The organism is Vibrio tubiashii ATCC 19109, from assembly GCF_000772105.1.
Taxonomy (GTDB): domain Bacteria; phylum Pseudomonadota; class Gammaproteobacteria; order Enterobacterales; family Vibrionaceae; genus Vibrio; species Vibrio tubiashii.
The window spans coordinates 1,162,948-1,188,997 of record NZ_CP009354.1 but is presented as its reverse complement, the minus strand read 5'-3'; the positions used below and the strand labels follow the sequence as shown (position 1 = coordinate 1,188,997).

Below are 26,050 nucleotides of genomic sequence, written 5' to 3'. Positions count from 1 at the left end.
TTCTATACCATCGACTTCAGCGCTTCACGAATAAGCTGCTCACTGCTCATCTCGTCTGTCTTCACCTGTGAAACCACTTTAGATGCCTGAGTCGGCTTATAGCCTAACGCCAGTAGCGCACTGATCGCTTCTTCCTCAGCATTTGACTGAGCGGGTTGCGGCGCTGAGTCTACAGGAGCAGCATCAGTAAACGGAGTAAATAGGTCACCCGCGCTCCAACCTTTTAGCCTGTCCTTCATTTCTACTACAAGGCGCTCTGCTGTTTTCTTACCCACACCCGGCAATTTAACTAAGGTCGAAACATCTTCACGCTCAACACTGGCGACAAACTGACTCGCTGTCATTCCCGAAAGAATCGCTAAACCGAGCTTAGGACCGACACCATTGGCCTTAATCACTTCACGGAACAAGGCGCGCTCTTTAACGGTATTGAAACCATACAGTAACTGGGCATCTTCTCGGACAACAAAGTGAGTATAGATGATCGCTTCTTCACCGATACTCGGTAGCTCATAGAAGCAGCTCATTGGCATTTGCACTTCGTAGCCAATGCCGTTAACTTCAATCAGTAGTTCAGGGGGTTGTTTCTCGATAAGAATGCCGCGCAGACGTCCAATCACGGTAGTTACTCTTTGGAAATGAATTTGCGACAGGATAATAAAGAACTGGATAGACATCCAGTCCTTTATGATTTGGAGCTAGATTTTTGAGACAACTTGATCAAGTTGCGAAGTTAAGGTTCTTACTGCGTCTACCTGTGAGGTCAATTGCGCACCATTTTGCGCTACGTTTTCGGAAATTGTTTTCGTTTCAACCACGCCATTTGCCACTTCACTGCTCGCTTGGTCGAGCTCTTTCAGTGCCATCATTTGATTGGACATGATATTGGCAAGTCCGTTGACGTCTTGTGAGATGGCAGAAACTTCGGCAATCATCGACTTCATTTTCACCGCACTTGAATTGACGACATCCTGTCCGTGTTTGACTTCCTGCTCGCTGCGATCGAGCAAGTTTCTAATCTCTATCACCGACTGGCTACTTTTAGCGGAAAGGTCACGCACTTGCTCGGCCACTACGGCAAAACCGCGACCTTGCTCCCCCGCCCTCGCCGCTTCAATTGCAGCATTGAGCGCCAGTAAGTTAGTTTGTTCTGCAACAGAGGTGATCAAATCGGCTACTTTCATGATCTCTTCATGGCTACCAATAATTTGACTAATTGCTGAGGTTGAGTCTTCTAGCAACTGCGAACTGGTTTCCGCTTGTTGGTGAACGGCATCACTGCGCTCTCTGAGCTCATCGACAAAACGGGTTGAACCTTCTATTCCTTCGGCAAGTTGGTGAACTTGCTGGCTCATCTGCTCTGCCGCACTAGCCTGAGATTCACAGTTGATGTTCAAGTTCGAGACCTGATCGTCTAGCGTCAATGACTGAGATTCCAGCGTTTGAGAGACATCTTTAAGCTGAATTGAGTTTTGATTGGCTTGCTCAAGAACATGGGATAGATTCTGTTCACCGAGTGTGGCTTTCTCTGCAATCGCTTCACTATCACTTTTAGCCCGCTCGGCGATCTCTATCGCTTTATCTCTTTGCTTAGCGGTGAACGCCTGAGCAATACAGATCACCACTAAAGGCAATACCGTTCCAGACCAAATTTCAACACGTTGCGCAGATTCAGAGAGCTCTAACACCGGAAACGAACGGCCAGAAACATGCATAAAGGTCATGATGGCGGAACACAAGATAACCGTCACACTCCAACTGATCGCAACCATTCGTGTACCGGATAGGAAGAACGCCACCACAAGTAAGGGAACCCAGTAAGTTTGGGTCGACTCCACCACACCGCCACTTTGGTAAATGATATTAAGGGCATGCACCGACATACCGATAAAACCGAGGTTAAGTGCAATTGTCGGGTTCTTTAACAGTTTTAGGCAAACGGCAGCAAAGAGCTCGAATCCAATCAGCAGTATCGAAGTCATAATTAAGCCATCATGACCGTGCTTAGACCACTTTATCAGGCTATAAACGCCGACGAGAAAGGCGATGAAAGTAAATAGAGAGAGGGTGTCCGCCTGACGCTGTTGATTTTTCGTCCATTGAGATTGCTTGGGCATACAGAATTGTCGCCACACGTTGACAGGGTTCATGTTCAATCTTCCTTGACTGATATCTTATTAGACCTCTGACCACTATATTAATGCAACATTTTTATAACAAACCCAGTAATCAGATCTGTTTTATATGTCTCAGTTTTGCACCAATAGGAAGTAAATAGTGTGGAATGGCTAACGGTAACGTCCGCGTCTCGCGCTGGTCGCTTTGCCTGCTAAAGCTACCAAGGTTTTGTTGGTGTTGGCGTGACAGATTGCGACACCGAGGGCATCGGCCGCATCAGCTTGAGGCTTAGACGGGAGTTTAAGCATATGTTGAACCATATGCTGCACTTGCTCTTTATCCGCAGCACCTGTACCAACCACGGCTTGCTTAATCAGACGAGCCGCATACTCGTAAACGGGCAAATCGGCGTTGACCGCTGCTACAATTGCGCTGCCGCGAGCTTGACCAAGTTTGAGCGCAGAGTCTGCATTTCGTGCCATAAAGACCTGCTCGATGGCGAACACATCAGGTTGAAACTGAGTGATGATCTCTGATACACCCGCGTAGATTTGCTTAAGGCGACCGGGCAGCTCTTTTTCGGAGGTACGAATACAGCCGCTACCAAGATATTGCAGATGGCGACCCGTTTGACGAATCACACCATAGCCTGTGATACGAGAACCCGGGTCAATACCAAGTATGATTGACATTGTTTTCTTTATTATCGCGTTAATCTAGCTCGACATCTTAATCTAGCTCAGAGGCTATAGCGAGGTAATTATCGCTCGGCTAGACAATCCCGATTCTAATCCCACCTCTAATACTTGGGTCGGTTCATGAACCAGCTTTTCCCCAGTCCAGTAATCGTACCAATAGACAGGGAAGTTGGCAGTTAACGTGACTTCTCTGGCGGTACTTTGATAATTGAACAAACAGTGGAGATCATTTCGCTCAGTCAGTTGCAGAAAAGCATGGTGAAGATTGAGCGCCGTGAATCTTGCTGCCTCCTGATTGTGTCTATGTCGAATAGTCAGTTTAGCCAACGTTTTTTTAGCGAATGGCGTGAGTTCCGGTAACGGATCACCAGAAAGTAACAAGCCCCCACTCGCCAACAGCGCATCTCGATGGAACTCGTAATACTTCCTCTCGGTTGCCTGATTGGCTAAAGAGACAAACGTCGCGCAGTCCGGATCGATTTGCCATAGTTTTCTATGCTGCCAACTGCGGTAAAACGTCTCTTTGGCAATCTGTTCAAACCTTGTCGCGCAGCGTTCTACGTCATCAGACACTCGCATGGCATCCACCAGCCCCAACGATGGCCACATTGGCGCATTGCATCCAAGTACTAATGCATCCCCCGCCCCTTCAATAATGGCTTGCATGCCTAAGCGATAGGCTTCGACACCTGTGACACCTGACTGACTGCGAACCCCTTTCAATGTTCCCCAGTAGTTAGCGTCAAGTTTAAACATTTCGACGCCCCACTCTTCACGCATGGTACGAACGACACGCGTTAGGTGTTCTTGGACTTGTAGATTAGTGGTATCGAGGATATACCATGGAGTGCAGCGCCAACCGGCATAAGTGACATCTTCGGCTTTGAGCAATCTTCCATCTTCATGACGAACAAACCAATCGGGATGATTGCGGAAAATCTCAGACTCGGGCTGCGCAATAAAAGGCGCAAGCCAAATAGCAGGCTTTTTACCATTTGAGCAGATTTCTCTGAGGACAGATTTAATACCAGAAGGGAATTTGTCAGAGGGCGTTAACCAATCTCCCATGAATGCTTGGTATCCATCATCAAGCAGGACGTAGTCAAACGGCTTTAGATGCTCACGCATCTGTTCAACATTGGCGTGTATATTTTGCTCGGTCACTTCAGCGTAGTAGGCATACCATGAGCACCATCCTAGAGGCGAATCTTGTGTCACGCCTTTCCGTACCGGATGCTGACCCTGTATCAAACGACTGTATTGCAGATAGAGCTCAGACAAAGACTCTCCCCTTAAAACCACAACGGATTCTAAACGATTCGTTGACCAATCTTGCGGGGCAGTTTGCTCCCCATCTATGTAAGCATTGATCTTAACTCGGCCATTCTCATCGCTCACAGTGAAATACCCAGCAAAACGATGACAAGAGGTAAAGCCGAACAACGCATAGCCAAGCGAGTCTTCTACCACTAGGTAATTGTAGTAACGTTTAGGAGCTTTAGAAGCGTAGAGTCGATAGCTAGAGCTGTTGTCTGGGCAGCGACCAATATCAACTGGATCTTCGTAAGTACCAGTGGTTTGAGCCAGCATTTGAAAACCGTCCCCCAACAAGGTGGCGCGACGTTCAAAATCAAAATCTGTCTGAAAAATCAGAAACTGATCATCGACGGGATCATTGGATAACCCCCGATAAGTAAAGGTAACCTGATTACCGATAGCTTCAGCACTCAGATCGCTGTTAGGAATAGTAAGGATACGCTCGTGGGCTAAATGCAGGAGTTGCGACATATCACGCTCTGCTTTGTCGTTATTTTTCTCAATTAGAGCATTGGTGTAATTCGATGTCTATTTGGTCATCAACGCATTACGTAACGGCGATCACGTTTCTATCATCCTTGGAGGCGAGACAACCCAATTTTTCTCATTAAGTGAAAAACGAAAAAACCCTCCAACTCCGGGAGGGTCTCAACACAAAGCGTTACACTGCAGCCCAGTTTAGATGAAGACCAACGCCGACATCTTCCACTTTTGAGTGCTTGGCCAACGCAATCTTGTATTTTAGGCTCGTACAATGACAAGGGTGAATCACGTCTATGTTTTGTTGAGTGAAATACTCCAGTGTACCTACCGCTTGATGCTCTGTCGGTTCTATTAGGTGGAAACCACCAATAACATCGATAACTCTATCTTCATCAATGAGTGTCTTAGCTTGATCAATAATGTTGCAAATTCCAGCGTGCGAGCAACCGGTAACAATTGCGATTCCATCAGGGAGTTTAATGGCTAGTGCAGAATCATCTTTAACAAAGTCGTTAATCAACGCGCCCGAACACTCACACTTGCCAACCGGTTCGGTATTTTCAAAATCGTTGCTTCGTGCAATCTCTCCTAAAAACAGCATGTTCTCAGTTACCCAAACGGGCTCGCGCGACAACTTCAAATCAAAGTGTTTGGCCAATTCCTCACGGCTCAGCGTAGCCCCGATTGACTCACTCTCATACTCTTTGTGATTAAAAGCCTCTGGATGAGCGATAAGTGTCGGTTTATGTCCATTTCCTTGTGATTCAAGCAGCTTGGTAAGAGGCAATAAACCGCCGGTATGGTCATTGTGGCCATGAGAAATCACAACGTAGTCGATATCGACAAGCGTTTCGCCCATCTGTTGAGCATTTTTAATAAAAATGTCGGAATAGCCGACATCGAACAGTACCTTGTGAGTTCCGTCCTTGATTAGATACGATACAGCGGGTTCCCCCAAATAGTAACGGTCGATAATGGTGTTATTATCGACTAAGACTTTTAATTCCACTTTACTCATGCCTTAAGTTAACAAATGGGACAAATTGCTTATCAAGCTAACAAAAACTGACATGCTCAACAATCCATTGTCGCTGGATATGCGACGACAAAGTTAGAAACGAAAAAACCCTCCAACTCCGGAGGGTGAAAAGGCAGTGGATTGTGCGTTAAGCGTCCTGCTTATAAAAGCCCACCGAAGTGGGCTACAAACGTAGAGGTGAAGAGAATCTTAGAATGCGTAAGCCAGTTTTAGGAATGACTCGATATCACCTTTCTGCAGACCCGTTCCTTTTGCAGAATCGTAGCCTTCGTCAGATACGTGGTATGCGATATCAACCAGTGCCGTAAAGTTATCTGTGAACGCGTAAGAACCACCGAAGTTAACCGCTTCGCGTGTCTCTTCAATCGTTACGTAACCTGCAGCTAGGTAAAGAGCGTCAAGTGTGTAGCCAACTGACGTGTTGTACATTTTAACTTTCTTACCGTCAGCAAATTCTTCTTCAGCAACGGTTGCACCAATACCTACTGCGCCAAGATTAACTGCACCGTTTACTAGGTATAGCTTATCTGTCTCACCTTCAGTTTCATCGTTATCTTCGTAACCAAGGTTAACCATAAATGTTTCGTTTTCGTAACCTAGGTAGCCGTTGTAACCACTTTGACGATCGGTGCCTTCATAGTTACGGTCACCAAAATAAGAGATACCGTATTTAACACCTTCTTTGTCGCCTTCAAACTTCACCACTTGGCGAGCATCTGACGCATCGTTTGGTGACCATAGGAACTCGATAGTTTTATCCGCTGCACCGTCAACTGCATCTAGCGCTGTGTCGTTTGCGTAACCGATAGACGCTACACCAGCACCCGTTTTGTAACCAACCCACGTGTCAGTGATCGTAAACGTAGAATCAGAAGTTCCGTAGTCGTCTTCAATATCAAACTCACCACCAAACTTACCAACAATGTTGCCATTTTCGTAGTCAGCGAAAATATCAAAACCCGTTACGCCACCGTTATAGAACTCTTCGTCTTTAGCTGATGAGTCATTATTAACCTCACCACCTTCTTTACGGTTTTCTTGGTAATAACCACCGATAGCAAACTCACCTGATACAGTGAACTGATCACCTGAAAGTGCTTCTGCCGCTACTGCTGACCCGGCTACAAGAGATAGTGCTACTGCTAGTGCTGTCTTTTTCATTTCTTTGTTCCTATAGATTTTTATTTATGAGCGTCAAATGCCATCTGCACGCTCTGAAAACAAAAACTATTGGCGCTAGTAATGATTCACAAATGAATCAATAAAAAAGCAGCTCTGCGATTGTGATTAAGGGTAAATGAAAAAACTAAATTCACCTGAATATCAGCAGAAGAGGCCAATTAAACTAAGGCATTTCTGAGTAATCAAGCGATTAGTCCACACGAGCTATTTTGCAAAAGAAGGCCGCATACAAAGTTCAAAACCTCAACGAAAAATTCCTGCGGTGGGTGCATGTAAACACACATTTTTATCTTTCTATGCCTAAACTTAAGGGTGAGTTGATAGTTGGACATATCAGGTGAAGAGAGAAAAATCGAACAAACTCATCCTTCTTATCTGCTGGCTTTGGTGTAGCCTCTCCTTCGCAGCGCCATTGAAAGTCGCACAAGACTTATGGCCTCCTTATGTAATGAACTCTGCCCTCGGCAGTGGTATTGCTCATGACTTAGTGATTGAAGGATTGATTTCTGCGGGTTTTGAAGTGGATTACTCGGTTAAACCTTGGACACGAGTTCTTAAAGAAACTATCAATGGTAAAAATGATGTAATCATCGCGATTTGGAAAACTGAACAGCGATCTAGGGATTACATTTTTACTGATATGTACATGCACAACAGAATGGCGGTCGTTTCACGCCAAGAAGCTAATTTCGAGTTTTCCTCTCTCGATAGCTTGGCGGGAATTCGCGTAGCGATGATCGATAACTATGCCTACGGAGCAAAGCTTATAGATTACCAAGAACTAATTCCAATAAGCTCGATTCATTTGCCCAATAGTATTCGCCTTATCCTGACGGATAGAGCAGATGTCCTAGTCACCGACGAAGCCGTTGGTCGCTGGACAATTAAAGAAATGAGAGTTGATGCTTCGAAACTGAGTTTCAGTCCAGTCTATCTCGATACAACCCCACTCTATGCAGCCGTGAGAAAAAGCCACCCTCAAGCACAACAGATCGTCTCTGCCCTTAACGCCTATTTCAAAAATCATGGCAAACAGAAGCTTGATGCACTTAAAATTAAGTATGGCCTCTCAGAAAATTGAAGCTCATTTCAATAAGCAAAAAAATACCAGCCGCTTGGCTGGTATTTTTAGTTCTAGTGTCGATTATGCCACTTCGATAGGGCCACCGAACGACGTCACTGGCGGAACTTTACCAGTGAACTTCTCGAAGTCCACGATACAAGTGTTAGCCGATGTCGCCTGTGCTAGCTCTGAAGAACCGATGTCTTGAGTTAGCGTGTTTGGATCGCCGTAAGTACAGATTGCGCCCTCTTTCTCGTTTAGAGGACCATACCATGCACCTTCCTCGATACGGATAACACCGCGAGGGTAGCTATCAGTAACCACAGCACCTGCTAGAAGCTGACCACGGTCATTGAAGACGTGCACTAGGTCACCATCTTTGATACCCTTCGCTTTCGCATCCACAGGGTTGATGTAAACAGGTTCACGACCTTGTACCGCATACGTTGCGCGGAACTCTTCAGATTCACACATCTGAGAGTGCAGACGCTTATCTGGGTGACAAGATTGTAGCCAGTACGGGTGTTTGTCTGAACCAGGACCACCGTGTGAACGTTCTGATTTCTCGAACCACATTGGGTGCTCTTGACAGTGCTCGTAACCGTAACGACCGATCTTACGAGAAGTGATCTCGATGAAGCCAGACGGCGTACCTAGAGCGTTGATTTCTGGGTCTTTACGGAAGTCAGCATGACGAACCCAAGGCTTGCCTTGACCGAAGTCTAGTACGCTTTTCTCCCAGAACTCAGCAAACTCTGGCATCTCAAACTTGCCTTCGTTGGCTTTCTTACAATCATTGTACAGGCTTTCGATCCATTCCATCTCGCTCATACCACGCGTGTACTCGTCACGACGACCAAAGCGTTGAGTTAGCTCACTCATGATCTGGAAGTCAGGCTTAGATTGGAACAATGGATCGACAAGGCGATGCATTGCGATCAAACCTTTGCTTGAGTACGAACCGTATACGTCGATGTCGTTACGTTCCCACTGAGTACAAGCAGGCAGTACGATGTCTGAGAAACGACACGTTGCAGTCCAAGCAAACTCAACAGTCACAACCGTTTGAAGTTTCTTGAATGCTTTCTTCATGCGGTTACGATCTTGGTGGTGGTGCCAAGGATTGTTACCTGAGATCACCATCATTTTGAAGTCAGGCAGTTTAACTTTACCGCCGTTGTAACGGATCTCTTTACCCGGCTCCAATAGACAGTCGATCCAGCGCGCTACAGGAATAGTGCGGCTATAACCGTTAAAGTCATTGTTATCCCATTTAGGCTTCATACCCGTATCTAGGTTACGAGGGAAGCCACCAGGGCCCGCAAAGCCCGTTGAAGGAACACCGATACTTGAGTAGTGGTGACCGTAAGAAATACCACCACCCGGTAGACCAATTTGACCGACCATTGCAGCCACAACAGCACCTGCCCAGTATGGCTGTTCACCATGCTCTTGGCGTTGGATACACCATCCCATTAGGATCTGAGTACGGCCGCTTACAAGCATACGTGCAAACTCACGAATCTTGTCCGCTTTCACGCCACAGATTTCCGCAGCCCATTCAGGTGTTTTCACCACTTTATCTTTGGTTTCGCCCTGAACGTACTGAATGAACTCATCAAAACCTAGACAGTAAGTGTCGATAAACTTCTTGTCGTAAAGGTCTTCGTTGTAAAGAACGTGTGCCACAGCCAGCATGAAGGCAACGTCTGTCATTGGGTTAATGTACAGATGGTCGTTCTCTAGGTAACGCTGAGTTTTGTTCTTCACTGGGTCAACAGAAAGTACGTTGATCTCGCCTTTTGCTACTTTCTCTTTTAGCTGAGCTAAGTAGTCAAATGACTCGTGAGTTTCACAGTTCCAACCGACTTGCAGGTTCTTCACAGGGTCATTTGCCCAAAGAATAATGTTGTCTGCATTTTCTAGAATTTCAGACCAAGAAGTACCTTGTGCGTATACTTCTGTAGAACCTAGTACGTATGGCAGAATCGTTTGACCAGCACCTGTCGAGTAGTCACCCACTTTAGTGATGAAGTTACCGTGCATACCAACCGCGCGCTGCATGTGCGCAGTACAGTTGTTGAAAGCACCAGTTTGGTTCCAACCCGTTTGACCTGCATGCAGTGCCCACGGACCGTAGTCTTTCTGCACACGCTCAAGTTCACGGTAGAACAAGTCTAAAGCTTCATCCCAAGTAACACGGATGAAACGGTTGTCACCGCGTGTCTCTGCGCTGTATTTATGTTTCTTAAGCCAATCTAGACGCACCATAGGGTAACGTACACGTGATGGGCTGTAGATAATACCTTTGATGCCGTTCAGCATCTCTGTCGGGTTTTTATCTGTTTCTAGCGGTTTGATTTCTTGAACTTTACCCGCGTAGATGTGGGCGCGGAATGCGCCCCAGTGTGAACCAGTTACCTTCCAAGTCCCTGTCGTTTCCGCAGCGCTTGCAGAAGCAGATGCCAATAAGCTTGGACCGATGACTGATGCTGCGCTCGTTGTCGCTACACCTTTTAGAAAACTTCTTCGTGTAATAGCCATTTCAAATACTCCGTCTGACGCTTATTAGTGGTGGCCTTCAGCATAATCTGAAGAGTGCTTCTGTAGGTACTTCAAGATCAGTGCTTCACTATCTGTATCTAGGTTAACGAACGCAAGCATACCGTCGAACATACCTGGCCAAGTGTTCGCATCGAAGTGCGCTTCATCTGGTTGGGTGTGACATACAGAACAGTTTGTCTTATACGCTTCTTTCGATTTTTCCCAAACTGGAGTGATGTCGTTCAACATTGACTCTTTCTTCAGCCATACTGTTGCTGCCACTTTCTCCCATGGAAGACCTGTCAGCTCATCCACTTTCTTCTCGCCAGTCGTCACAATACTATCGTCTGTTGATGCTTCTTTAAGAAGAGACGCAACAGCAATGTTTTTACCAAAGTCTTCTTGGATTACACGACCGAAGCCTTTCGCTTTACGCCAGCCGTCGATTTCAATTGAAACAAAATCGCCTTTCTCTTCCAGTACTTTTACTGAAGAAGCTGGATTTAGAAGACCGGCTTCTTTTTGACCTTCTGCGTCAAAGTAGATAGGTAGGTGACGCACACTCACTAATGTTTGGCCTGCATCGTAGCTAGTGTTCGAAGCTAGAGATTCTAGATCGCCGACGATACCACCAATGCTATCCATACCCGCAGGCAGTTTGTGGGCAATACCTTTGTGACAGTCAACACAGCTCTGATCTTTTTCTGCCGCTTGCTTCATCTGGATACGAGCCGTTGGAGACATTTGCTCGAAGTCCATCGATTCATAGTTGTGACAGTTTTTACACTCTAGGGATTTGTTTGCAGAGAAACGATCCCATTCATGTTTAGCAAGCTCGATACGACGCTCTTCAAATACACCTGGTTCATCATAGTTACCAAATACTTGTGCGAATACTTCTTTAGAAGCCTGCATCTTACGTGCAATTTTGTCTGTCCAGTTATGAGGAACGTGACAGTCAGGACAAGTCGCGCGCACACCAGAGTGGTTTTTCCAGTGAACGGTTTCTTGTAGCTCAACGTATACATTGTCACGCATGGTATGACAACTAATACAGAATTCTTCAGTGTTGGTCGCTTCTAAAGCAGTGTTGAAACCACCCCAGAAGATAACACCCGCGATAAAGCCGCCCATCGTCAGCACACCTAGGCTGATATGAACCGCTGGGCGCGTCATGGTGCGCCACAGTTTAACAATCAATGATTTCATGGTTTGCTCTCTTAAAATTTTTATAAAAATGTGGAATTGAGCTCAATGGCTTACATGCCATGGGCGCCAGGTGGTCCCATTACGAATACTTGAAGCATCCATACTAGGAATCCGTAGCCACCTACGAATGCCACACTTAAAACTGGGAAGAGAACAACCGCGATGAAGAGGAATGACTTCCACTCCAGAGAGCGTTTTTCACCACTCTCGATTTTGTTAACATCACTCATACATTTGCCTATTTTGTATCTAGTGTTTTTGGTTAGCTCTTGTCGTCGAGCCAATTTTTTTACTATCTCTAAGTAGAAATGTTAGACCATACTAATCGTAGGGTTCAATCAAATCCGCCCTTTCCAGCCTTGTTATTCAACACTTTTTTGAGCTCATCCAGAGATGTGTTTGATCGTGTTTTTATATATAAATTTGCCACCAAATATGAACAATTGTTAACGGAAACAAATCCATCAAAGACAACCAAAATGCGCAACATTTCAACAACAAAACGCAACATCTACCACGTTAGAGGCACACCATTCACGTGCTAACTTTAGCTCATTTGTAAATAAAATGTTTCAAAACCTGTCAATAAATCAGAGTGTTTTCGAATTTAATACAAGATGACGCACAACCAAATTCGCGTACAATATGCGGTGTTCGTGAGGGGGATATATGGATAGTGTGGTAGATATTTCGTGGTCAGTATTGGCACTGTTTTTTGGCCTACTCGTTATTCCGCTGTTCGTCAGCCAACACTACAAACTGAAGATCGGCAACGAAATCATTGTCAGTGTCGCTCGAATGACAGTGCAATTGCTGATGGTCGGTTTCTATCTGCAATACCTCTTTCAATTGAACAGCTTAACCATCAATGCACTTTGGCTATTGTTAATGACATTGATTGGCGCCAGCGCTATTGTTGGTAAAGCTAGATTGCCCAAAAAAGCCCTGTTGCTGCCAGTCACATTCGCCTTAATCGCAGGGCTATTCCCTATGCTTACGATTATCTCAGTGCTTGTGATTCAGCCACAGCCTCTATACAGCGCTCAATATATGATCCCATTGGCAGGGATGCTGCTGGGCAACTCTATGAGTGGCAATATTGTCGCACTGCAGAACGTGTTTACTGCTTTAGATGAGAGAAAAAGTGAATATGAGGCCGCCATATCACTCGGAGCCTCTCCTAAATATGCCACGCTACCTTTTGTGCAAGATGCAATGCGACGCTCACTCGCCCCAACTCTAGCCACAATGAGCACCACGGGGTTAGTTACTTTACCAGGTATGATGACGGGACAAATTTTAGGCGGGGCAAGTCCACTAGTTGCTATCAAATATCAGATTCTCATTATGGTGGCGATTCTGGTTATGATGTCTCTCTCTGTTATGCTCTCCTTACAACTGACGATCAAGAAATGCATTAATAACGAAGGAAGAGTACTGGTTAAGATCAAATCAGCCGACTGATCTTTAGTCGTCGATCCGCTGCCCTCAAGATCTTATCCACAGATTCTGTGGATAACCGTGGTGATACATAGGAAACAACTGGTCTAGCCAGAGTTCAAGTAAAATTTCGATAAAAATTTTCTTTGCATTCATACGCATATAATTTAATTCGAATAGCGTAATAAAACTGTCATTCAAAGCGTCTAGGTTCATACTAGCTAACCTAAGGAGGGCGTTATGCTGAACCTAACCAAGACTCATTGTGTGGATGTTGCAGAGATCGAGCTGAGCAATGCTCAAGATTGGCTGATCGACGAACCAGAGCAGATTGTTGCGATAGAAGAGATGTTTAGTGCTGAAGTGTATAGCTGGCATTAAAAAGGCCCACGTCTTGTGAGCCTTCAAATAAGTAAATGGCCTAGTCGCGTAGGTAGATGAGCCAGTACCACATGCCAACGAAAACGCCACCACCAATGATATTGCCAAGTGTCACTGGGATCAGGTTGTTGGTAATAAAGTCGATCATATTTAAGTCGGCGTAATCGGCAATGTTAGTACCTGTCATCTGCCAGAATTCCACTGGGGCAAAATTCTTGATACCAATAGCCATAGGCACTTGGAACATGTTAGCGATACAGTGTTCAAAGCCTGCGGAAACAAACATGGCAACTGGCAGGATCATCACCGCGATTTTGTCAGTTAGCGTACGGCCACTGAAGGTCATCCACACCGCGATACATACTAGAACATTACACATGACGCCAAGCGCAACCGCAGAAAGGAAGGTGTGATGCAGTTTGTGCTGGGAGATCGCCATTGCATTCAAACCCACTTGGCCATGATCGAACATGTATTGCTTGGTCAGAAGCATACAGATAACAAGTAGTAAGGCGCCCACTAAGTTACCGGCATACACGACTGCCCAGTGCTTAAACAGCATTTTCCAAGAGATTTTGCCACTTGCGCGCGCAACTAAAGTCAGCACCGAACTAGTAAACAGTTCACCGCCTGTCACGACCACTAGAATCAACCCTAAGCTAAAGGCTAACCCACCGAGCAGGCGTGTAATTCCCCAAGGTAAGTCACCAGCACCTGTCGTTACTATGGTATAGAAGACGAAAGCGATACCAATATGAATACCTGCTGAAATAGCTAATAGAAAAGATTTAACCGGATCTTTGGTCGCTTTGCCTACGCCGATTTCAGCAGCGCGCTCAGCCATTTGTGGTGGAAGTAGAGAATCAAACTGGTGGTTTAAGTTCATCATGGGTGAAACATTTTGCAACAAGTGGATTAGTGGAGGCGGATAATTACTCGATTTTTATTCAAATACAAGCGTTAATTAACCTCACAGAACAAAATGTTATTAATTGAAGAAAACTCGCGCCAAACTCTAAAAATCAACGACTAAAAATCACTAAATTAGTTTTCAATAATGAGAGAAAGATTCTTTCATATCAATAAATTAAAAACAAAATTAGTCTCGATTTTTTGTTCAAATACGATTTTAGTCTTATTTTTCATATTAATAGCCATTATTATTCATTATCGGCATTAAGACATACTCTACGTGCTACTAACCAGCAAAAACAGATAAGAATCTTTGATTCTGATCTATTCACAATGCGATTGAACAACTCCTAATCAATCCTAGCGATTCCTATAGCGAAAGTAAGGCTTAGCTAACACTTCTCAACTCGTAACATTGCCGATTTGTAACTTCATGATTAAGTTGAAATCAGTACTTTCGAAAAGGATTCAAATATGAAATTTACGCCTGAACATATGTCTGAACTAAACCTATTACTCCAGTTTGACATCAGCAGCGCTGCGACGGGTATTAAGGTTCATCATGAAGCGACTGAAGAGATGCAGGCGGCAGTTCAACGCCTTTACGAAAAAGGGTTGTGTACCTTACCTGACGGCGGCTACCTGACCGATGAAGGTATCGAAATGGCGGAACACGCAGATAAAGCGCTAAGAGTCCTTTCTAGTTAGCGCGAAAAGGCACAATTGGAGAATTGATGCCTTTGGTTGTCGAGAGATAGCGGTTATATCTCTCAACAATAGAGGAAACATCGATTTTCTTTAAACCTTCATTAAATACATCACGCCAGTTGTGTCCCTCTGGCGTGTTTTTGAATGCCAGATACAGCTCTTTGCTCGCAAGCAAGCGGCTGTTCATTTTAACGCGATTAGCTAGCATGTCTGATCTAGGATCAATGCCAATGAGATAGTCGAGTACATTTGAGTCGATAACCGCGGCATCGAGTCGTCCTTTAGCCACTTTATAGATGTTGCGTATATCATTAGCTGACGCTTCTACCTGAATCATTCCCTCTTCAACCAACAAGTCGAACTCAGCCGTATTCACATATCCTTGAACAACACCAATTCGGTATAAGGTTAGATCTTCCAGTGAACTCCACTCAATCGGAAACTTGATGTTCTCAACCAGTCCTAACGGTCCGCTGCCAATAGAGTCTGAGAAAACAAACTCGTCGGTGTTAAAGTAATATTCTGGAAAGTAGCCAACATACTTATCGTTTTTGCTGGCGAGCGCGACAGCACGTACCCAAGGTTTGAATTCGATAACAAGCTCATACCCCATTGCCGCAAACGCTTCGCGCGCAACTGCAACAGACAGGCCATATCCTTCGAGTTCTTCTCCTGAATAAGGGGGCCACTCTAGAGACGTCATATAGACTCTCTGAGTCGCCCCACTAGGAAATACGCTGACAATGAGTACTACCGCTAACAACCACTTCATGCTCACCTCTAACTCGCAGGCAGACACCACCTACATAGTTAATAATAGGCACAGTGGTTTATTTATCTAGGCACGCTCAAAACACCATTTGTATGGTTGAAGACGATCGTAGAGCCAGTTGAAGCCAGTCGCGTAAAAGAAAAAGAACACGAGAAATCCTGCTTCAAGCATAAGTGCTTGGAAGTAAGTAATATTTAGGAACCAAGCTATTGTCGGTAAAGTAATGAAAATCAACCCTCCCTCAAAGCCGACCGTATGCCAAATACGGGTTGATAGTGATCGCTCTGATCTAGGCGTTTCACATAGACGGTCAAAGCCAATGTTGTAAAAATAGTTCCACACTACGGTAAACAAACTCAGCCCGACGCCAACTACAACCAACTCACTCGCCCCTTTGCCCGAAAACATTGAGGCAACGGGAATAATGAGTGCTAAAGCAATCAGCTCAAAAAACAGTGCGTGGAAGATACGTTCTTTAGTTTGCATAATATTTTCTCTCTTTAATCACAAACAGTGGGCGTATATTCATCTATAATCTAGATACTTAAAAGTTAGATACCATCAGTAAAAACGATATGTTTAGTATTGAGCAGTTAGAGGCTTTTGTTGCCACCGTTGAAACTGGCTCCTTTTCAGCAGCCGCACGAAAGTTGGGGAAAGTTCAATCCGCCATCAGCCAACATGTTATGAACCTTGAGCTCGATTGTGGCGTTGAACTGTTTAACCGAGACGGACGCTACCCTGCGCTAACCGAGGAAGGTAAAAAGCTGCTTCCTCATGCCAACGCTACACTAAAGCAGCATAAGCGCTTAATAGAGTGCTCAGCCTCACTGTTTAAGGACGAAGAGTCGAGCATCAGCATCGCCATCGACGAAGGTATACCCGTAGAGAATTTCTCGCACGCACTAGAGACCGTATCCTCGACGTTTCCAAATCTAAAAGTAGAAATTCTTGTGGCTTCCAGTATCGATATTATCGAACTAGTCGCCGAAAAGCGTGTTACGACTGGTCTGGTATTTTCAGAGATAGAACTTCCACCCAACATCGACTTTGAATCCGTCGGTCACATTGAATTTGACCTCTACGTTGGTCAGACACATCCACTTGCAAATCAGCTCTCCGAGAACATCGACCAACTCTTGCTTCATAGGCAGTTGTTGTTACGCTCAAGAAATGCCAAAGTAAGTGGATTCCAGCAGGCTCATAGTCCAGAACTATGGTATGCAGACAGCTACTACGTACTATTGGAATTAATCAGTAAAGGATTTGGATGGGGGTTCTTACCTACTCATATCGCTTCTGCGTATGAGGAAAGTGGAAAAATCACCCGAATTCCAGTGCGCTATGAACAGCTTTACTGGCAAGCGAATGTCGACGTAATACAGCATCAAGGCTACGGCTTTAAACCGATACACCAACTCTTACGCAGTGAACTACGTAAGCTACTATCAAGGACGCAGGAATGAAAACACTCTCAATTGTCGGAGGCGGTTGGCTTGGAAAGCCTTTAGCTCAGTATTTAACGTCTATCGGCCATAAAGTATATGTGAGTAAAACCACCTCGGACGGCGTTGACGAGCTAAAAAAAGAGGGGCTCGAAGGCTTTAAATGCGATCTCAATAGTGGTGGAGAAGAACTTGGTCGCCATCTGACGCATTTCCCAAGCGAGATTGTCATTGGGTGCTTCCCTCCTGGGTTTCGTAAAGGCGGTGGACAGCAATACGTCAACCAATGGAAAGCGCTAATTGAAGCTGCTAAACAGAACGGTGTGTCTCGCGTAATCATGGTTAGTTCAACCACTGTATACCCTAGCCTTGCCACTGACATGGCCGAAGAAGACGCCTCCCTTGCCATCGCTGAAGGCAACCCTGATTTTAGCGACAACGCCACCATTATGCTTCAAGCTGAGAATGCGCTGATAAGCTCGGGGCTGAAGTTTGCCATTGTGCGATGCAGCGGATTGGTTGGCCCGGACCGTCACCCTTCTCGGTTTGCTAGCAAACTAAAACAAGTCAGCGCGCTTGCCCCTGCCAACATGATTCACTTACAAGACGCGATTGGCGCAGTCAGTTTTATGGCTTTGAACAATTCTTGTGAAGTCGTTAACGCGACAACGCCTAACACAGTGAGCAAAGCAGGGTTTTATCAAGCGGCTTTAAATAGTGTCGGAGCGACTGAACCTCTACCACCCGTTACCCAGCATCCTGACAAGAAAATTATCGCCAATAAGTTGGTAAGTCTAGGTTACCGATTCCACTACCAACACACATTAGAGTTGGTTTAACCACCAGAGAGTAAGTTATGAGCCAGCTAAAACTATATCAACACATTGAGCGACTTTGGTCTTACATGCAGCTTAATCACTCGCTAAAAAAATCTGACTGTATTTTTGTGTTGGGTAGCAACGACATAAGAGTCGCTGAATATGCCGCTCAATTGTTTCTGGAAGGATGGGCCAAAAAGCTTGTTTTCTCTGGAGGTGTAGGTCGCCTTACCGAAGGTGTGTTTGAATCATCGGAAGCACAAACCTTTGCTAACGTGGCGCGCGATATGGGTGTGCCTGCGGACAGTATCCTTATCGAGGGCAAGGCGACTAACACCGGCGAGAATGTACGATTTACCTATCAGCTAATGAAGCAATCAGGTGAAGATTTTAAGTCAATCATTTTGGTCCAGAAGCCCTATATGGAAAGGCGTACATACGCAACGTTTGCCAAACAATGGCCTGACTCTTACCAACATGTTTGCGTTACCTCGCCAAAGACTTCATTTTGTGACTATTTCAATGACGAGATCGATTTAGATATGGTCGTCACAGCTATGCTTGGTGACTTCGAAAGAATCAAAACTTATCCGGCGAAAGGCTTCCAGATAGAGCAAGAGGTGCCTGAAGAGGTTGATTCGTCCTACCGAGCAATAAGACAAGTATTTGGCTAGAGAAGAGATGAGGCCTAACTGGTAGGCCTCGTATTCGATTAGAAGTAGTAAGAGATGCCCACTTCAAATTTATGGTCATGATCTTTTTCAGCAAATTTAATCTGCTTAACTTCCATATCTGAGCGAGTGTAGGTATGTGACGCTTCAATCCACCACTTACCATCAGTAGAAATTGGCTGACCATAACCCGTTTTTACTTTAAAAACATTCGCATCTAGCATCTGATTATTGGCATCTTTAAATTTGCCATCAAGATGCATAAATTGCGGCTGGAATACCACATATTGACCCTTTTCACCAATCGACAAAGAGCCAAACAGGTTTACTTGATAGCCTGATAAATCTGCTTTAGTTTTGTCTTTAACATCTTCACCCTGCGCAGAACCTGCGACATAAGCCACATTTGGGAAGATAGATAAGCTTTCCCACGGAGTGGTGACTTTCGCAATTGCGCCCAGTGCAACAATATCGCTACCGATACCATTCGACTTTTTCCAGCCTTTCATATAATCAACCGAGAAACCTGCTTGAGGCATCGCATCTAAACCAGTGTCGAGTACCTGAAAGTAACGTAAACGTGAATTCTGATCTTTCTTACCTATTGCATTGTTTTTCGTCGCCGAGCCGTGCTCTACCAGACCGATGAAGTTGTTACCCTCACTGTACGCACCAGCAATACCAACCATACCTTTTAGTGTGCCATCATTATCCAGCGTACCAAATGCAAACGAGTTAACTTTAGTCAGGTCACTCGGATCTGGTGTATTGTCTTCTGATGCATGAGCAGATATGGCAACAGAAGCCGCAATAGCGGTTAGCGATAAGGTAGCTAGAGTTTTTGCAAATTTGTTTTTCATAAGGATTACCCCAAGCGACTATGAGCAACATATGTCATAGATGAATAAAATTGATAGTGACTTTGTCGCACATGTCCTTGAATCTCGGAGCTGTTAGCTAGGAGTTTCGTCGAAAAGTTATCTTAACGAACATATTAAACTAACAAAGGCATCAATTAAACCCCAAAATGAAACACAAATGGGTGCATTAAATCATTTTTGAAACACAGTTTAGCTAAAAGCCTTATTTAACGGTGCTTTAAGAGACATATTCGATTACAGATTAATTGTAATTTTGTTGACTTAAATCAATATTGATAATTTGAGGATTGATTTTAGGCAATTGTGACTTTTAGTTAGCAAGCCCCCGAGGGTATTCGATCTGAGACCCATAAAAAAGCCGGAGCAGTTGCTCCGGCTTAGATTTACCTATCTCTAAGATGGTTAATGAATAGCGGCTTCTTTCTCGCTTAAGTATTTAAACTTGAGCTCATCGCCTTTGAGGTCAACTTTCACCGTACCACCGTCAACCAAAGAACCAAACAGTAGTTCGTTGGCTAAAGGCTTTTTAACCTGATCTTGAATCACTCGACCCATTGGGCGAGCGCCCATAGCCTTGTCATAACCTTTCAGCGCTAACCAGTGGCGAGCATCATCTGATACTTCAAGCGACACACCACGTACATCAAGTTGAGCTTGCAGCTCTACGATGAACTTATCGACAACTTGGTGGATTACATGCTCATCTAAGCTGTTGAACCAAATGATGTTATCCAGACGGTTACGGAACTCTGGGGTAAATACCTTCTTGATTTCAGACATAGCATCGTGACTATGATCTTGTTGGATCAAACCGATCGATTTCTTCTCTGTCATCTGAACGCCCGCGTTCGTCGTCATTACGACAATAACGTTGCGGAAATCCGCTTTACGACCGTTGTTGTCAGTCAGTGTACCGTTGTCCATTACCTGCAATAGCAGATTAAAGATATCTGGGTGAGCTTTCTCAATCTCATCAAGTAACACAACAGAGTGAGGATGTTTGATAACTGCATCAGTAAGCAGACCACCTTGGTCATAACCAACATAACCAGGAGGCGCACCAATCAAGCGGCTAACTGAGTGACGCTCGCCATACTCAGACATATCGAAGCGAAGTAGCTCGATACCTAGTAACTTAGAAAGCTGCACGGTGACTTCTGTTTTACCCACCCCTGTAGGGCCTGCAAATAAGAATGAACCTACTGGCTTATTGTCAGCACCAAGACCTGCACGAGTCAGCTTAATCGCTTCACTGAGCACATCAATCGCATCGTCTTGGCCAAACACCAACATCTTCATCTTCTCATCTAGATTTTGCAGAATCTCTTTATCTGATGATGAAACAGACTTCTCTGGGATACGAGCCATTTTAGCGACCATCGCCTCAATATCGGCTACGCCAACTGTTTTCTTACGACGACTGGCTGGTGCTAGACGACTACGCGCACCCGCTTCATCAATCACATCGATCGCTTTATCAGGTAAGTGGCGTTCATTGATGTATTTGGCAGAAAGCTCAACCGCAGCACGAAGCGCTTTATTGGTGTAACGCACTTCATGGTGAGCTTCATACTTAGGTTTCAGGCCAATTAAGATCTTAGTGGTGTCATCTAGAGATGGCTCAACGATATCAATCTTCTGGAAGCGTCGAGACAGCGCGCGCTCTTTCTCAAAGATGTTGCTGTACTCTTGATAAGTTGTCGAACCGATACAGCGTAACTTACCGCTACTTAGTAGAGGTTTGATTAAGTTGGCAGCATCAACTTGACCACCAGAAGCCGCACCGGCACCGATAATGGTGTGGATCTCGTCGATAAATAGAATTGCATCTTCTTCTTTTTCAAGCTGCTTCAAAATGGCCTTAAAGCGTTTCTCGAAATCACCACGATATTTAGTGCCCGCAAGAAGTGAACCGATATCTAACGAGTAGATAACGCTATCTGCGATAATATCTGGAACTTGGCCTTCAACAATTCTCCAAGCAAGACCTTCCGCGATCGCCGTTTTACCGACACCGGCTTCACCAACAAGAAGCGGGTTATTTTTACGGCGACGACACAATACTTGGATAGTGCGCTCTAACTCTTTGTCACGACCAATCAGTGGGTCGATCTGGCCTTGTTTAGCGAGCTGATTCAAGTTGGTTGCGAAGCTTTCTAGACGTTCTTCTGAACCAGTTTCTTCAACGCTCTCACTACCAAAGGAATCTGAAGAAGAAGGCTCGTCGCCTGAGCTAGAGGCTTTGGTAATACCGTGAGAGATAAAGTTAACAATATCTAAGCGACTGATATCATTTTTCTTAAGAAGGTAAGCCGCATGAGATTCTTGTTCACTAAAAATAGCCACCAGCACATTTGCACCTGTGACTTCACTGCGTCCTGATGACTGAACATGGAACACAGCTCTTTGCAAAACGCGTTGAAAACTCAAAGTGGGTTGCGTTTCGCGAGTTTCGTCGTTTTCTGGGATAAGAGGTGTAGTTTGATCAATGAATACATCGAGTTCACCGCGAAGGGCCTCGATATCTGCCTGACACGCTTGCAGGGCCTCTCGCGCAGCATCGTTTTCTAGCAATGCTAACAGGAGGTGCTCGACGGTCATAAACTCATGTCTTTTGTCTCTAGCGCGAGCAAATGCGCCGTTCAGACTCGACTCCAATTCTTTATTCAGCATAAGTACCTCCTTTAAGAACAACTTAGGTTGCTCGAACAAGCGTTATGCTTGTTCCATTGTACAAAGCAAAGGATGCTCATTCTCTTTCGAATACATAGTAACTTGCGCTACCTTCGTCTCAGCAACTTCTGCAGTATACGTGCCACAAATTGCCTTGCCTTCATAATGCACCTTGAGCATCACTTGTGTCGCCTTGTCGATATCCATAGAAAAAAAGCGCTCTAGGATTTCAATCACAAAGTCCATCGGAGTGTAATCATCGTTATTTAACACGACGTTATACATAGATGGTGGCTTAACTTTTGTTTTTTCTAACTCCAGCAGATCGGATCCGGGAGTGACCCATTCAAAATGTTTGCTCATGACTCATCGTTGTTAATGTTTTTGTCTCTGTTAATTTTACCACTTCATGGAGCGAAAGTTTTGAATTTAGTTCTTACTATTTAGAACAAAATACTTCTAAAAAATTTTGTCCTTACTTAGAGACTAATGCAGCAATTGAGTCGCTGCAAATAAAAGATTTCACTTATCGGAAGAGCTGTATCTAATTGATTAAAAAGAAACCAAAAACCATTCACAGCGTCTATACTTGAGCTCAAATGAGTAGTTTGCAAGTTGCAAAAATGTAAATCTCAAAAGTGATTTGTTTGCAAATATGTCGACTATAATACCTTTTTCCTATTGACTGTGACCAATCATTGGCTACATTGGTCAAATAGTGACTAAAAATTTGGCAGCGGCTGAATGATAATTCACTTTCTGTTTACAAGGATTCAATGTAAGCACTTAAACAACATCAGTAACAATATGCATGAGGGATGTATAGCATGGCTACAGGTACAGTAAAATGGTTTAACAACGCCAAAGGATTTGGTTTTATTTGTCCAGAGGGAGAAGATGGTGATGTGTTCGCGCACTACTCCACCATTAAAATGGACGGTTATCGTACTCTGAAAGCTGGCCAACAAGTGAGTTTTGAAGTGGAAGAAGGACCTAAAGGCTATCACGCTAGCTCTGTGGTTCCGGTTGAGGCTCAACCAGCAAAATAACCGCTGCCTACTTAAACAAATTTTAAATCGTTTAAAAACTAAAAAACCCGCCATTTGGCGGGTTTAGTTATTTATGTAGCTTGGATTAGCCGTTGATAACACCATTGAGTGTCGCACTCGGACGCATCAGAGGCGCAGCCTTATCAAACTCAGGTGCGTAGTACCCACCTAGTTCACCCGCAACACCTTGTGCGCCATTTAGCTCTGCAACAATCTTCTCTTCGTTTGAAGAGAGTGCTTGTGCAATCGGAGCAAACTCAGCAGCGAGATCAGCATCCGTTGTTTGAGCTGCAAGCGCTTGTGCCCAGTATGTTGCTAGGTAGTAGTGGCTACCACGGTTATCTAGCTCACCCACACGGCGTGATGGCGACTTGTTATTGTCTAAGAAGTCACCCGTCGCTTTATCTAGGGCGTCGGCCAAAACTTGCGCTTTCGCGTTACCAGTTACTGTGCTTAGATGCTCTAGAGAAGCCGCTAGCGCTAGGAACTCGCCTAAAGAGTCCCAACGTAGGTGGTTTTCTTTTTCAACCTGCTGAACGTGCTTAGGTGCAGAGCCACCAGCGCCTGTTTCAAATAGGCCGCCACCATTCATTAGTGGAACAATCGATAGCATCTTAGCCGAAGTACCAAGCTCAAGAATTGGGAACAAGTCAGTTAGGTAGTCACGTAGTACGTTACCTGTTACTGAAATTGTATCCTGACCTTGTTTGATTCGAACAAGTGAGAACTGACACGCTTCTAGTGGTGCTAGGATCTTAATCTCTAGACCTGAAGTATCGTGGTTCGGTAAGTAGGCATTCACTTTCTTGATCAGCTGAGCATCGTGTGCGCGGTTTTCATCTAACCAGAATACTGCTGGTACACCTGTCGCACGAGCGCGAGTTACCGCTAGTTTCACCCAATCTTGAATCGGAGCGTCTTTAACCTGACACATACGGAAGATATCACCTTCCTCAACAGATTGCTCAAGTAGCACCGCACCAGAAGCGTCAACCACTCGAACTGTGCCTGCCGTATCTAGAATGAATGTCTTGTCGTGTGAGCCGTACTCTTCTGCTTTCTGTGCCATTAGGCCCACATTCGGTACACTACCCATAGTGGTAGGATCGAACGCACCGTTTTCTTTACAGAAGTCGATAACTGCTTGATAGATACCCGCGTAGCTACGATCAGGGATCATCGCTTTGGTATCTTTCTGCTTACCATCTGGGCCCCACATTTGACCAGATGAACGCAGCATTGCAGGCATAGAAGCGTCAACAATGATGTCACTTGGTACGTGTAGGTTGGTGATACCACGGTCTGAATCAACCATTGCTAGCGGTGGCTGAGTTTCGTATACCGCCTGTAGTGCAGCTTCGATCTCTTCTTTTTGAGCAGCAGGAAGCGCTTGAATCTTAGCGTAAACGTCACCAATACCGTTGTTGACATCGACACCTAGCTTCTCGAATACATCACCGTATTTCGCGAAAACGTCTTTGTAGTAAACCTTAACCGCGTGACCAAAGATCACTGGGTCAGACACTTTCATCATGGTCGCTTTCATATGCAGAGACAGCAGAACGTCTTGCTCTTTTGCTTCGGCGATTTGTGCTTCGAAGAACTCAACCAGTGCTTTCTTGTTCATTACTGAACAATCGATGATCTCTTTATCTTGCAGTGGGAAAGCGCCTTTAAGCTCTTTTACTGCACCGTCGGCTGCAACAAACTCAATTTTAACCTCTGTCGCGCCTTCTACTGTGTGCGATTTTTCGCTACCGAAGAAATCGTTGCCAGACATGCTAGAAACATGCGACTTAGAATCCGCTGACCATGCACCCATTGAGTGTGGGTTCTTCTTCGCATAGTTCTTTACAGAAAGTGGAGCACGACGGTCAGAGTTACCTTCACGTAGTACTGGGTTTACTGCACTACCTTTGATCTTGTCGTACGTTGCTTTGATTGCTTCTTCTTCGTACGTGCTTGGCTCTTCAGGGTAATTAGGTAGGTTGTAACCTTTGTCTTGAAGCTCTTTGATTGCGGCTTGCAATTGAGGAATCGAAGCTGAAATGTTTGGCAGCTTAATGATGTTTGCTTCTGGTGTTTTTGCGAGTTCACCTAGCTCAGCTAGTGCGTCACCAATACGTTGTTCTTCTGTTAGATGTTCTGGGAAGTTGGCAATAAGACGCCCAGCTAGAGAGATATCACGAGTGTCGACATTGATACCTGAAGAAGCAGTAAATGATTGAATAATCGGTAGTAGTGAGTAGGTTGCTAGCGCAGGTGCTTCATCAGTAATAGTGTAAATAATTGTAGGTTTTTCTGTAGGCATGAAATTTCCCTATTGTTCTAACCGGACCTGTTGAGTGTAGGTCCTATGTGTGTGTCCGCTAACAAGTTATGAATAATCCCCTCACTTGTTGCGATTTGTCCGTCTCTTTTTGTTTTCGTCACTTAGTCAGCGACATCCTTGAGAGCGATCAGGGTCTGTTAACCTTTTGAGGTTAAATTTTGTTCGAGATAAAAGCGTTTTAGTCGCGGCGAGAGGTTTGCCGCCTAGTCACTCTAAGCAAAACACCTCTTAACAAAGAATAAAACGCTTTTAGCCGAACCCTTCGGGCAGCGTTTGTGGCTCCTTTCTACTGCGTTATCGGCTTATCAGGTAGAA

The 26,050-nt window shown here is 44.9% G+C and carries 24 protein-coding genes; 8 read left to right on the top strand and 16 right to left on the bottom strand.

Going from position 1 to position 26,050, the window contains the following annotated elements:
- Positions 1 to 2: 2 nt before the first annotated feature.
- The 6 genes from ruvA to IX91_RS05365 all read right to left on the bottom strand — a co-directional run bounded on the left by ruvA (position 3) and on the right by IX91_RS05365 (position 6,816).
- Positions 3 to 620, bottom strand: a complete 618-nt coding sequence (gene ruvA / locus IX91_RS05390) for a Holliday junction branch migration protein RuvA (RefSeq protein WP_004744293.1) — start codon at positions 618 to 620, stop codon at positions 3 to 5.
- A 78-nt stretch (positions 621 to 698) separates the two neighbouring features.
- Entirely contained in the window at positions 699 to 2,150 is a 1,452-nt protein-coding gene (locus tag IX91_RS05385) for a methyl-accepting chemotaxis protein (protein WP_004744294.1), read from the bottom strand.
- Positions 2,151 to 2,288: 138 nt separating this feature from the next.
- Positions 2,289 to 2,810, bottom strand: a complete 522-nt coding sequence (gene ruvC, locus IX91_RS05380) for a crossover junction endodeoxyribonuclease RuvC (RefSeq protein WP_004744295.1) — start codon at positions 2,808 to 2,810, stop codon at positions 2,289 to 2,291.
- Between the two features lie 54 nt (positions 2,811 to 2,864).
- A complete protein-coding gene (locus tag IX91_RS05375) occupies positions 2,865 to 4,604 on the bottom strand; it encodes a glycoside hydrolase family 36 protein (protein ID WP_004744296.1) in 1,740 nt (579 codons plus the stop codon).
- Between the two features lie 190 nt (positions 4,605 to 4,794).
- The gene (locus IX91_RS05370) at positions 4,795 to 5,634 is read right to left on the bottom strand and encodes an MBL fold metallo-hydrolase (RefSeq protein WP_236642854.1); all 840 of its coding nucleotides are present in this window, start codon (positions 5,632 to 5,634) and stop codon (positions 4,795 to 4,797) included.
- Positions 5,635 to 5,844: 210 nt separating this feature from the next.
- On the bottom strand, positions 5,845 to 6,816 hold the full coding sequence (locus tag IX91_RS05365; protein ID WP_004744298.1) for a porin: 972 nt from the start codon (positions 6,814 to 6,816) through the stop codon (positions 5,845 to 5,847).
- A 358-nt stretch (positions 6,817 to 7,174) separates the two neighbouring features.
- Between IX91_RS05365 and IX91_RS05360 the strand changes: the two genes are divergently transcribed.
- A complete protein-coding gene (locus IX91_RS05360; protein ID WP_004744299.1) occupies positions 7,175 to 7,918 on the top strand; it encodes a substrate-binding periplasmic protein in 744 nt (247 codons plus the stop codon).
- Between the two features lie 63 nt (positions 7,919 to 7,981).
- Here the strand turns inward: IX91_RS05360 and torA are convergent, their stop codons facing one another.
- Genes torA through torE form a run of 3 tightly spaced genes read right to left on the bottom strand, consistent with a single transcriptional unit; the run spans position 7,982 to position 11,883 of the window.
- Positions 7,982 to 10,444: a trimethylamine-N-oxide reductase TorA gene (gene torA / locus IX91_RS05355; protein WP_004744300.1), complete on the bottom strand. Its 2,463-nt coding sequence runs from the start codon at positions 10,442 to 10,444 to the stop codon at positions 7,982 to 7,984.
- 24 nt (positions 10,445 to 10,468) lie between these two features.
- Positions 10,469 to 11,653, bottom strand: coding sequence for a pentaheme c-type cytochrome TorC (gene torC / locus IX91_RS05350; RefSeq protein ID WP_004744301.1), 1,185 nt, complete (start codon positions 11,651 to 11,653; stop codon positions 10,469 to 10,471).
- Between the two features lie 50 nt (positions 11,654 to 11,703).
- A complete protein-coding gene (gene torE / locus IX91_RS05345) occupies positions 11,704 to 11,883 on the bottom strand; it encodes a trimethylamine N-oxide reductase system protein TorE (RefSeq protein ID WP_004744302.1) in 180 nt (59 codons plus the stop codon).
- A 439-nt stretch (positions 11,884 to 12,322) separates the two neighbouring features.
- Between torE and IX91_RS05340 the strand changes: the two genes are divergently transcribed.
- On the top strand, positions 12,323 to 13,117 hold the full coding sequence (locus tag IX91_RS05340) for an ABC transporter permease (protein WP_004744303.1): 795 nt from the start codon (positions 12,323 to 12,325) through the stop codon (positions 13,115 to 13,117).
- Between the two features lie 216 nt (positions 13,118 to 13,333).
- Positions 13,334 to 13,474, top strand: a complete 141-nt coding sequence (locus IX91_RS26480) for a hypothetical protein (RefSeq protein WP_004744305.1) — start codon at positions 13,334 to 13,336, stop codon at positions 13,472 to 13,474.
- A gap of 40 nt (positions 13,475 to 13,514) precedes the next feature.
- On the opposite strand, the gene focA is transcribed toward IX91_RS26480, so the two are convergent.
- Positions 13,515 to 14,360: a formate transporter FocA gene (gene focA, locus IX91_RS05335; RefSeq protein WP_004744306.1), complete on the bottom strand. Its 846-nt coding sequence runs from the start codon at positions 14,358 to 14,360 to the stop codon at positions 13,515 to 13,517.
- Between the two features lie 500 nt (positions 14,361 to 14,860).
- On the opposite strand from focA, the gene IX91_RS05330 reads away from it, so the two are divergent.
- Positions 14,861 to 15,094: a TIGR02647 family protein gene (locus IX91_RS05330; RefSeq protein WP_004744307.1), complete on the top strand. Its 234-nt coding sequence runs from the start codon at positions 14,861 to 14,863 to the stop codon at positions 15,092 to 15,094.
- Here the strand turns inward: IX91_RS05330 and IX91_RS05325 are convergent.
- Together IX91_RS05325 and IX91_RS05320 are read right to left on the bottom strand one after the other, a co-directional pair.
- A complete protein-coding gene (locus tag IX91_RS05325) occupies positions 15,087 to 15,866 on the bottom strand; it encodes a substrate-binding periplasmic protein (protein ID WP_004744308.1) in 780 nt (259 codons plus the stop codon). The genes IX91_RS05330 and IX91_RS05325 overlap by 8 nt on opposite strands.
- Before the next feature lie 66 nt (positions 15,867 to 15,932).
- Positions 15,933 to 16,352 carry a PACE efflux transporter gene (locus IX91_RS05320; protein WP_004744309.1) on the bottom strand — a complete coding sequence of 140 codons (420 nt, stop codon included), beginning with the start codon at positions 16,350 to 16,352 and terminating at the stop codon, positions 15,933 to 15,935.
- A gap of 89 nt (positions 16,353 to 16,441) precedes the next feature.
- Here IX91_RS05320 and IX91_RS05315 point away from each other — a divergent pair, with 89 nt between their 5' ends.
- Genes IX91_RS05315 through IX91_RS05305 form a run of 3 tightly spaced genes read left to right on the top strand, consistent with a single transcriptional unit; the run spans position 16,442 to position 18,803 of the window.
- The gene (locus IX91_RS05315; protein WP_004744310.1) at positions 16,442 to 17,332 is read left to right on the top strand and encodes a LysR family transcriptional regulator; all 891 of its coding nucleotides are present in this window, start codon (positions 16,442 to 16,444) and stop codon (positions 17,330 to 17,332) included.
- A complete protein-coding gene (locus IX91_RS05310; protein WP_004744311.1) occupies positions 17,329 to 18,150 on the top strand; it encodes an NAD(P)H-binding protein in 822 nt (273 codons plus the stop codon). Before IX91_RS05315 ends, IX91_RS05310 begins: the two co-directional genes overlap by 4 nt.
- A 17-nt stretch (positions 18,151 to 18,167) precedes the next feature.
- Positions 18,168 to 18,803 carry a YdcF family protein gene (locus tag IX91_RS05305; RefSeq protein ID WP_004744312.1) on the top strand — a complete coding sequence of 212 codons (636 nt, stop codon included), beginning with the start codon at positions 18,168 to 18,170 and terminating at the stop codon, positions 18,801 to 18,803.
- A 38-nt stretch (positions 18,804 to 18,841) separates the two neighbouring features.
- Here the strand turns inward: IX91_RS05305 and IX91_RS05300 are convergent, their stop codons facing one another.
- The 3 genes from IX91_RS05300 to clpS all read right to left on the bottom strand — a co-directional run bounded on the left by IX91_RS05300 (position 18,842) and on the right by clpS (position 22,717).
- The gene (locus IX91_RS05300; protein WP_004744313.1) at positions 18,842 to 19,660 is read right to left on the bottom strand and encodes a hypothetical protein; all 819 of its coding nucleotides are present in this window, start codon (positions 19,658 to 19,660) and stop codon (positions 18,842 to 18,844) included.
- A gap of 423 nt (positions 19,661 to 20,083) precedes the next feature.
- On the bottom strand, positions 20,084 to 22,354 hold the full coding sequence (gene clpA / locus IX91_RS05295) for an ATP-dependent Clp protease ATP-binding subunit ClpA (protein WP_004744314.1): 2,271 nt from the start codon (positions 22,352 to 22,354) through the stop codon (positions 20,084 to 20,086).
- A gap of 42 nt (positions 22,355 to 22,396) precedes the next feature.
- The gene (clpS, locus tag IX91_RS05290) at positions 22,397 to 22,717 is read right to left on the bottom strand and encodes an ATP-dependent Clp protease adapter ClpS (RefSeq protein ID WP_004744315.1); all 321 of its coding nucleotides are present in this window, start codon (positions 22,715 to 22,717) and stop codon (positions 22,397 to 22,399) included.
- Between the two features lie 464 nt (positions 22,718 to 23,181).
- On the opposite strand from clpS, the gene cspD reads away from it, so the two are divergent.
- The gene (gene cspD / locus IX91_RS05285) at positions 23,182 to 23,403 is read left to right on the top strand and encodes a cold shock domain-containing protein CspD (RefSeq protein WP_004744316.1); all 222 of its coding nucleotides are present in this window, start codon (positions 23,182 to 23,184) and stop codon (positions 23,401 to 23,403) included.
- 85 nt (positions 23,404 to 23,488) lie between these two features.
- On the opposite strand, the gene IX91_RS05280 is transcribed toward cspD, so the two are convergent.
- Positions 23,489 to 25,714, bottom strand: coding sequence for an NADP-dependent isocitrate dehydrogenase (locus IX91_RS05280; RefSeq protein ID WP_004744317.1), 2,226 nt, complete (start codon positions 25,712 to 25,714; stop codon positions 23,489 to 23,491).
- Positions 25,715 to 26,050: the final 336 nt, after the last annotated feature.

Bases quoted from the DNA above. Each gene is read 5' to 3' on its own strand.
- IX91_RS05385 (WP_004744294.1), bottom strand. From the start codon at position 2,150: ATGAACCCTGTCAACGTGTGGCGACAATTCTGTATGCCCAAGCAATCT.
- ruvC (WP_004744295.1), bottom strand. From the start codon at position 2,810: ATGTCAATCATACTTGGTATTGACCCGGGTTCTCGTATCACAGGCTAT.
- IX91_RS05375 (WP_004744296.1), bottom strand. From the start codon at position 4,604: ATGTCGCAACTCCTGCATTTAGCCCACGAGCGTATCCTTACTATTCCT.
- IX91_RS05370 (WP_236642854.1), bottom strand. From the start codon at position 5,634: ATGAGTAAAGTGGAATTAAAAGTCTTAGTCGATAATAACACCATTATC.
- IX91_RS05365 (WP_004744298.1), bottom strand. From the start codon at position 6,816: ATGAAAAAGACAGCACTAGCAGTAGCACTATCTCTTGTAGCCGGGTCA.
- torA (WP_004744300.1), bottom strand. From the start codon at position 10,444: ATGGCTATTACACGAAGAAGTTTTCTAAAAGGTGTAGCGACAACGAGC.
- torC (WP_004744301.1), bottom strand. From the start codon at position 11,653: ATGAAATCATTGATTGTTAAACTGTGGCGCACCATGACGCGCCCAGCG.
- torE (WP_004744302.1), bottom strand. From the start codon at position 11,883: ATGAGTGATGTTAACAAAATCGAGAGTGGTGAAAAACGCTCTCTGGAG.
- IX91_RS05340 (WP_004744303.1), top strand. From the start codon at position 12,323: ATGGATAGTGTGGTAGATATTTCGTGGTCAGTATTGGCACTGTTTTTT.
- IX91_RS26480 (WP_004744305.1), top strand. From the start codon at position 13,334: ATGCTGAACCTAACCAAGACTCATTGTGTGGATGTTGCAGAGATCGAG.
- focA (WP_004744306.1), bottom strand. From the start codon at position 14,360: ATGAACTTAAACCACCAGTTTGATTCTCTACTTCCACCACAAATGGCT.
- IX91_RS05330 (WP_004744307.1), top strand. From the start codon at position 14,861: ATGAAATTTACGCCTGAACATATGTCTGAACTAAACCTATTACTCCAG.
- IX91_RS05325 (WP_004744308.1), bottom strand. From the start codon at position 15,866: ATGAAGTGGTTGTTAGCGGTAGTACTCATTGTCAGCGTATTTCCTAGT.
- IX91_RS05320 (WP_004744309.1), bottom strand. From the start codon at position 16,352: ATGCAAACTAAAGAACGTATCTTCCACGCACTGTTTTTTGAGCTGATT.
- IX91_RS05315 (WP_004744310.1), top strand. From the start codon at position 16,442: ATGTTTAGTATTGAGCAGTTAGAGGCTTTTGTTGCCACCGTTGAAACT.
- IX91_RS05310 (WP_004744311.1), top strand. From the start codon at position 17,329: ATGAAAACACTCTCAATTGTCGGAGGCGGTTGGCTTGGAAAGCCTTTA.
- IX91_RS05305 (WP_004744312.1), top strand. From the start codon at position 18,168: ATGAGCCAGCTAAAACTATATCAACACATTGAGCGACTTTGGTCTTAC.
- IX91_RS05300 (WP_004744313.1), bottom strand. From the start codon at position 19,660: ATGAAAAACAAATTTGCAAAAACTCTAGCTACCTTATCGCTAACCGCT.
- clpA (WP_004744314.1), bottom strand. From the start codon at position 22,354: ATGCTGAATAAAGAATTGGAGTCGAGTCTGAACGGCGCATTTGCTCGC.
- clpS (WP_004744315.1), bottom strand. From the start codon at position 22,717: ATGAGCAAACATTTTGAATGGGTCACTCCCGGATCCGATCTGCTGGAG.
- cspD (WP_004744316.1), top strand. From the start codon at position 23,182: ATGGCTACAGGTACAGTAAAATGGTTTAACAACGCCAAAGGATTTGGT.
- IX91_RS05280 (WP_004744317.1), bottom strand. From the start codon at position 25,714: ATGCCTACAGAAAAACCTACAATTATTTACACTATTACTGATGAAGCA.